We start from the raw sequence: 7,303 nt of genomic DNA on the forward strand, positions 1-7,303 counted from the left end.
CGTGCTGATCACCGCCGGCCCCACGCACGAGCCGATCGATCCGGTGCGCTACATCGCCAACCGCTCCTCCGGCAAGCAGGGCTTTGCCATTGCCGCCGCCGCGCAGGCCGCCGGCGCCGAGGTGATTCTGGTGAGCGGCCCCGTCGAGCTCAGCGATCCCCAGGGCGTGACGGTGAAGCATGTCGAATCGGCGCGGCAGATGCTGGAGCAGGTGCAGGCCTCGCTCCCCGCCGACATCGCGATCTTCGCCGCCGCCGTCGCCGACTGGCGCGTCGCCAATGAAGGGGAGCAGAAGCTGAAGAAGACCTCGGCCGGCATGCCGCCGCTACAGCTGGTCGAGAACCCGGACATCCTCGCCACCATCTCGAAGCTGACCGACAAGCGCCCGCCGCTGGTGATCGGCTTTGCCGCCGAGACCGAGCACCTCATCGACAATGCCAAATCAAAACTCGCGCGCAAGGGCTGCGACTGGATCGTCGCCAACGACGTCTCGCCGGCGACCGGCGTGATGGGCGGCGACCGCAACACCGTGCATTTGATCAGCCGCAAGGACGGCGAGAAGAACGGCGAGATTGCAGTTGATTCCTGGCCGGTGATGACCAAGGAACAGGTCGCCATCGAACTGGTCGCGCATGTCGCAAAAAGCGTGAGCGACAAATCCCGGGAGCCGGCATCTTGAGCACGAAGGTCACTGTCGAACTGCAACGCCTCGCCCATGCGGACGGCCTGCCAATGCCGGCCTATCAGACGGCGGAGGCCGCCGGCCTCGACCTGATGGCCGCCGTTCCTGACAACGAACCCCTCACGCTGGCACCCGGCCAATATGCGCTGGTGCCGACGGGGCTTGCGATCGCATTGCCGCCCGGGCACGAGGCGCAGGTGCGACCGCGCTCGGGTCTTGCCGCCAAGCACGGCGTCACCGTGCTGAACTCGCCGGGCACGATCGACGCGGACTACCGCGGCGAGATCAAGGTGATCCTGATCAATCACAGCCAAACCGTCTTCGTGATCAAGCGCGGCGAGCGAATCGCCCAAATGGTGATCGCGCCCGTGGTGCAAGCCGCGCTGGTTCCCGTGACCACCTTGTCGACCACCGATCGCGGCGCCGGCGGCTTCGGCTCGACCGGCCGCTAGCCGAGCTGTGCGTGGGTACACCTCTCCCGCCTGCGGGAGAGGTCGCGCCGAAGGCGCGGGTGAGGGTTTTCACCTCTGGGGGAGCCTTCGTCGCGGAGACACCCTCTCCCCGACCCTCCCCCGCAAGCGGGGGAGGGAGCGCACCTTTCGCGCGGCGCGAGCATCCGCGTTACGCGCTAACACACGGCGATCCCAGCCGAATCACCCCGAAGAACGACGTGAGCGGGAACATCGCGCCCGGCATTTTTAGGGGGCCGCGTTTACGTTCACGATCTGGACTCTTACCGGCGGAGTCGCGGTGAGGGTATTGTCGTTTGATTCGCGCGCGGCGGGGGTCGCCGCGCGCAAATCCGTGCGATCTTGGGGCAACTATGTCAGGCGTGATCGTGTCGATGCGTCGGACGCTGCTGTCGTGCACATCGCTCGTGCGCAACGGCTTGTTGGGAGGCGCTCTTGCAGCGCTGCTGCCGGCTGCGCCGGCCGAGGCCGCCGACATCATCGACACCCTCTCCATCATGCTGGATTTCAACCGGCAGGAACTCGCGGTGCTCGCCACCGCGCTGGCCCTGCTCGGCTTCTCGGTGATGGCCGCGATCCTGTTGATGCGCACGCGCGTGCGCACGGCCAAGAACGAGGCGCAGCTGCGCGCCCGAATCGGGGAACTGCAGCTCCAGGCCGACCGTTTCGGCGCGCTGCTGTTCGCCGAGCCGCAAATCCTGATCTCCTGGCCGGCCGGCGACAATCGCGCGCAGATCTCCGGCGACATCTCCATGGTGCTGCCGCGCGACTCCTCGCCGCAACGCGTGCTCGCATTCGGAACCTGGCTGCCGCCGGAACCCGCGCTGCAGATGGATCATGCGGTCGATGCACTGCGCGACCGCGGCGACGGGTTCCAGCTGACGCTGACCACCGCGCATGGCCACACGCTGGAGGCCATCGGCCGCGCTATCGGCGGCCAGGCCATTGTCCGGATTCGCGAACTCTCTGGGCTCCGCCGCGATCTGGCCGAGACCAATCTGCGCTACAATGCGCTCTCCGACGAGACCGAGATGCTGCGCGGCTTTGCCGCCGCCGCGCCCTGGCCAATCTGGGCCAAGGGCGAGAACGGCGCACTGACCTACGCCAACCCGGCCTATGTCCGTGCCACCGAGGCGAACAACGTCACCGACGCGCAGGAGCGCAAGCTCGAGCTGCTCGACAGCGCCGACCGCACCGCGATGGAGCGGGGACTGAAGGACGCGGCCAATTTCAACGCGCGGCTGCCGATCGTGATCAGCGGCGAGCGCCGAATCTACGATGTGCGCGCCGTCAATGTCGGCAGCGGCAGCGTTGGCGTCGCCATCGATGCCAGCGAGGCGGATGCACTCAGCTCGGCGCTGGTGCGGATGGCAGAGGCGCATCGCCGCACGCTGGACCAGCTCTCCTCCGGCGTGGCCGTGTTCGACGGTCAGCGCCGGCTCGCCTTCTACAACGATTCCTATCGCCGGCTGTGGGACCTCGACCGCAGCTTCCTCGACGCCAATCCTGATGATTCCAGCGTGCTCGACCAGCTTCGCGCCGCGCGCAAGCTGCCGGAGCAGCCTGATTTCCGCGCCTGGAAAGCAAAACTGCACGAGGCCTATCGCGCGGTCGAGACCACCAAGGACACCTGGTATCTGCCCGACGGCCGCGCGCTCTCGGTTGTCACCACGCCGAACCCCGAAGGCGGCGTCACCTATCTGTTCGACGACGTCACCGAGAGCCTCGAGCTCGCCCGCCGCTTCGACGGCATGATCCGCGTCCAGCGCGAGACGCTGGACAGCCTCGCCGAGGGCGTGGCCGTGTTCGGCAGCAACGGCAAGGCGCAACTGTTCAACCCGGCCTTCGTCCGGATGTGGAAGCTGTCGAGCGATGCCATGCGCGACGAGCCGCATATCCAGACCGTCGAAGGCTGGTGCCACCAGCTGTTCGACGATCCCGCGGTCTGGCGCCAGATCCGCGAGGCCGTCACCTCGATCGAGAGCCGCGCCGACGTTCCGCTGAAGCTGGAACGCAAGGACGGCAGCGTGCTCGACGGCATGATCCGGCCGCTGCATGACGGCGCGACCATGCTGACGTTCCAGGACATCACCGACACCGAGAACGTCGAGCGTGCGCTGCGCGAACGCAACGAGGCGCTGGAGGCCGCGGACCAGATGAAGGTGGATTTCGTCCACCACGTCTCCTACGAGCTGCGCTCGCCGCTCACCACCATCATCGGTTTCGCGCACTTCCTCAGCGATCCCTCGACCGGGCCGCTGACGCCGAAGCAGGCCGAATATCTCGACTACGTCACCAAATCGACCAACGCCCTGCTGGCGCTGACCAACAACATCCTCGATCTCGCCACGATCGACGCCGGCGCGATGAAGCTGGAACTCGGCCCGGTCGACGTCAGCAAGACCATCGAGCTTGCCGCCGAGGGCATCCAGGACCGCCTCGCGACCGACCGTATCCGCCTCAAGGTCGAGATCGCGCCCGATATCGGCAGCTTCATCGGCGACGAGAAGCGCGTGGTGCAGGTGCTCTATAACCTCCTCGCCAACGCCGTCGGGTTTTCTCCACAGGATTCCACCGTCGGCATCAGCGCGCGGCGCACCGAGCGCAGCGTGGTCTTCACCGTGACAGATTCGGGACCTGGAATACCTGCCGACATGAAGGACAAGGTATTCAACTGGTTCGAAAGCCGCTCGCAGGGCTCGCGTCACCGCGGCGCCGGGCTCGGCCTGTCGCTGGTGCGATCCTTCGTCGAGCTGCATGGCGGCAAGGTGCGGGTGGATTCGATCGTCGGCCGGGGCACGGTCGTGATCTGCGACTTCCCGACCGACCAGGCGGCGCATCGCGACGCCGCCGAATGACTGAACCCGTCACATTCTCCGTCGCGCTTCACAACGAGACGGCTACCGCGCGATTGATGGCCGACCTCGCGCTGCTGGTCGGCCCCGGCGATGTCATCACCCTCACCGGCGATCTCGGTGCCGGCAAGACCGCGGCGGCGCGCAGCCTGATCCGCTACCTCGCCGGCGACGACGCGCTGGAGGTGCCAAGCCCGACCTTCACTTTGGTGCAGGGCTACGAGCTGCCGCCGTTTCCGGTGATGCATGCCGATCTCTACCGCGTCGAGGACGAGAGCGAGCTCGAGGAGATCGGGCTGTCGCCGCTCCCGGATGCCACTCTCGTGCTGATCGAATGGCCGGAGCGCGCGCCGTCGGCGATGCCCAAAGATCGCATCGACATCGCGTTGACGCATCGGCCGGCGTTGGGCTCGACTGCACGCGCCGCCGACATCACCGGCTACGGCAAGGGTGCCGCGCAAGTCGCGCGGCTGAAGTTGCTGCGCGAATTCCTCGACGCCTCGGGCTACATGGATGCGACGCGCAAGCGCATGGCCGGCGATGCCTCGACCCGCTCCTATGCGCGGCTGCTGCGCGACGACGAGATCGTCATCCTCATGAACTTCCCGCAGCGCCCTGATGGTGCTGCGATGTACAACGGAAAATCCTACAGCGCCGCGGTGCATCTCGCCGAGAATGTAAAGCCCTTCGTCGCCATCGACGAAGGCCTGCGCGCCCAGGGCATCTCGGCGCCCGCAATCCACCATTCCGATCTCGACCATGGCTTCCTGATCACCGAGGATTTCGGCAGTGAAGGCGTGATCGAGGGCGAGCCGGCGCGGCCGATTGCCGAGCGCTACGAGGCTGCGACCGACGTGCTGGCCACGCTGCACGCCAAGACGCTGCCGGAAGCCCTGCCGCTGGCGGGCCAGAGCTACGACATCCCGGTCTTCGACGCTGAAGCGCTCTTGATCGAGATCGGCCTGATGCCGGAATGGTACCTGCCCGATCGCAACGCGCCGCTGAGCGACGAAAAGCGCACGGAATTCTTCGCGATGTGGCGCGAGCTGCTGAGGAAGCCGCTGGCGGCGCCGAGGACGTGGGTCATCCGCGACTACCACTCGCCCAATCTGATCTGGCTCGGGGATCGCAGCGGCATTGAACGCGTCGGCGTGATCGATTTCCAGGACACGGTGCTCGGACCGCAATCCTACGACGTTGTCTCGCTGCTCCAGGACGCCCGCATCGACGTGCCCGAGACGGTCGAGCTGACCCTGCTGTCGCGCTACATCAAAGCACGCCGCGCGAACGATGCAGGCTTCGACGCCGCCGGCTTCGCCGAGCTCTACGCCATCATGTCGGCGCAGCGGAACACGCGCCTGCTCGGCACCTTCGCCCGCCTCAACCGCCGCGACGGCAAGCCGCATTACCTCCGTCACCAGCCGCGGATCTGGACCTATCTCCAGCGCTCGCTGGCACATCCGGCGCTGAGTGCCTTGCGCGACTGGTATCTCGCCAACGTCCCACGGCCGCAGGCCTGATTTGGGCCCGATTTACCGGCTGTTAGCCAAGACGTCGGTATTCTGGCGGCAAGGCAGCCGAATAAATGCGGGGCTGGAGCGGGCACATGGCGGTAAAGACGGACCAGCGCGGCAACAGCAGGGTTGTTTTCGAGCGCGGGATTTCGGCCCAGATGATGGGGATCGACGGCACCTGGCGGCGCGACTGCACCATGGAGGATGTCTCCGAAACCGGCGCCAAGCTGACCATCGACGGCTCGGTCGAGGGCCTGCATCTGAAAGAGTTCTTTCTCCTGCTGTCGTCCACCGGCTTGGCCTACCGGCGCTGCGAGCTAGCTTGGGTCAATGGCGACCAGATCGGCGTCAATTTCCTCAAGCTCGGCGACAAGAAGAAAAAGGCGCGTTCCACAGCCGTCGGGGCATGATGGCAACACCCGTCGTACAACCGTCACGGCGGCTGGTTAAGGCGGTTGAGATGCGGTGCGGCTGATCGAACCTCGTGTTAGGATTGCTGCGAACGCGAAAGGTCTGAGAAAGCGAAGGATGTCCGTCAAACCGACCAAAGCCATGGTGCTCGCCGCAGGGTTCGGCCTGCGCATGCGTCCGCTGACGGACAAGATGCCGAAGCCGATGGTACCGGTGGCCGGTCAACCCCTGCTCGACCACGTGCTCGACAAGCTCGGCCAGGCCGGCGTGACCGAGGCCGTGGTCAACGTGCACTACCTGCCGGACCAGATCATCGATCACACCGCATCGCGCCAGCATCCGCGCGTGACCATCTCGGACGAACGCGACCAGGTGCTCGGCACCGGCGGCGGCGTGGTCAAGGCGCTGCCGCTGCTCGGCGATGCGCCGTTCTTCCACGTCAATTCCGATACGCTGTGGATCGACGGTGTACGCTCGAACCTGATGCGGCTCGCTGAAAACTTCGACCCTGAGCGCATGGACATTCTGCTCCTGATGGCGCCGACCGCGACCAGCATCGGCTATAGCGGCCGCGGCGATTACGGCATGCTGCCCGATGGCGCCCTGCGCAAGCGCAAGGAAAAAGAGGTCGTTCCGTTCGTCTATGCCGGCGCGGCGATCCTGTCGCCGTCGATCTTCGAGGATGCCCCGAACGGTGAGTTCTCGCTGACAAAGATGTTCGACCGCGCCAACGAGCAGGAGCGGCTGTTCGGCCTGCGCCTCGACGGCGTCTGGATGCATGTCGGCACCCCCGACGCGGTGCACGCCGCGGAAGAGGCGTTCCTGGAGAGCGTGGCGTAAGCGACGCCCCGAAGATGGTGCCGTAGCCCGGATGGAGCGCAGCGCAATCCGGGGCGCTTTCGCTTGTGGCACGAATCCCGGATTGCGCTGCGCTCCATCCGGGCTACGAAGCGACAAACAGCGGGGAAGATCCCGCCCCGGCCCATGACCATTCGCGCCCGGCTCCCTATATTGCCGTGATTCCCGAATCAGGCAGCTCATGCGCGTTTTCAGCGTTCCCATCTCAGTTCCGTTCCTGCGCACGGTCGTCACGAGCCTGCTCGACGGACGGCTGGTCGAGGGATTCGAGGCGCGCAAGGAACCGGCGCGGCTGGCGGACGTCACGCTGTACCTGCCGACCCGCCGCGCGATGCGCGTTGTCCGCGAGATCTTCCTCGACGAGATGAAGGCCGACGCGGTGGTGCTGCCGCGTATCGTGGCGCTCGGCGACATCGACGAGGACGAGCTCGCCTTCGCCGATGAAGGCGAGCAGTTTTCCGGCGCGACGCCGCTCGACATTCCGCCGCGGCTCGGCGAGCTCGAACGGCGGCT

General features: G+C 66.3%; 6 protein-coding genes and 1 pseudogene. All 7 read left to right on the top strand.

What is annotated here, in order from left to right; genetic code table 11:
• Nucleotides 1-679, top strand: a 679-nt coding sequence (locus MOV75_RS21105; RefSeq protein WP_309486952.1) for a phosphopantothenoylcysteine decarboxylase, incomplete at its 5' end; no start/stop codon positions are given.
• On the top strand, nt 676-1,134 hold the full coding sequence (dut, locus tag MOV75_RS21110; protein ID WP_246922478.1) for a dUTP diphosphatase: 459 nt from the start codon (nt 676-678) through the stop codon (nt 1,132-1,134). The genes MOV75_RS21105 and dut, both read left to right, overlap by 4 nt.
• Nucleotides 1,135-1,505: 371 nt before the next feature.
• Nucleotides 1,506-4,010, top strand: a complete 2,505-nt coding sequence (locus MOV75_RS21115) for a PAS domain-containing sensor histidine kinase (RefSeq protein ID WP_246922482.1) — start codon at nt 1,506-1,508, stop codon at nt 4,008-4,010.
• Complete coding sequence (tsaE, locus tag MOV75_RS21120; protein ID WP_246922485.1) at nt 4,007-5,527, top strand: tRNA (adenosine(37)-N6)-threonylcarbamoyltransferase complex ATPase subunit type 1 TsaE; 1,521 nt, start codon at nt 4,007-4,009, stop codon at nt 5,525-5,527. The genes MOV75_RS21115 and tsaE overlap by 4 nt, the downstream gene beginning before the upstream one ends.
• Before the next feature lie 86 nt (nt 5,528-5,613).
• The gene (locus MOV75_RS21125) at nt 5,614-5,931 is read left to right on the top strand and encodes a PilZ domain-containing protein (protein WP_018323417.1); all 318 of its coding nucleotides are present in this window, start codon (nt 5,614-5,616) and stop codon (nt 5,929-5,931) included.
• A gap of 118 nt (nt 5,932-6,049) precedes the next feature.
• The gene (locus tag MOV75_RS21130; RefSeq protein ID WP_246922488.1) at nt 6,050-6,772 is read left to right on the top strand and encodes a nucleotidyltransferase family protein; all 723 of its coding nucleotides are present in this window, start codon (nt 6,050-6,052) and stop codon (nt 6,770-6,772) included.
• Between the two features lie 199 nt (nt 6,773-6,971).
• Nucleotides 6,972-7,303, top strand: a pseudogene (locus MOV75_RS21135) (double-strand break repair protein AddB); the annotation flags it as partial.

The sequence above is a fragment of the Bradyrhizobium sp. PRIMUS42 genome, assembly GCF_023006515.1.
GTDB lineage: Bacteria > Pseudomonadota > Alphaproteobacteria > Rhizobiales > Xanthobacteraceae > Bradyrhizobium.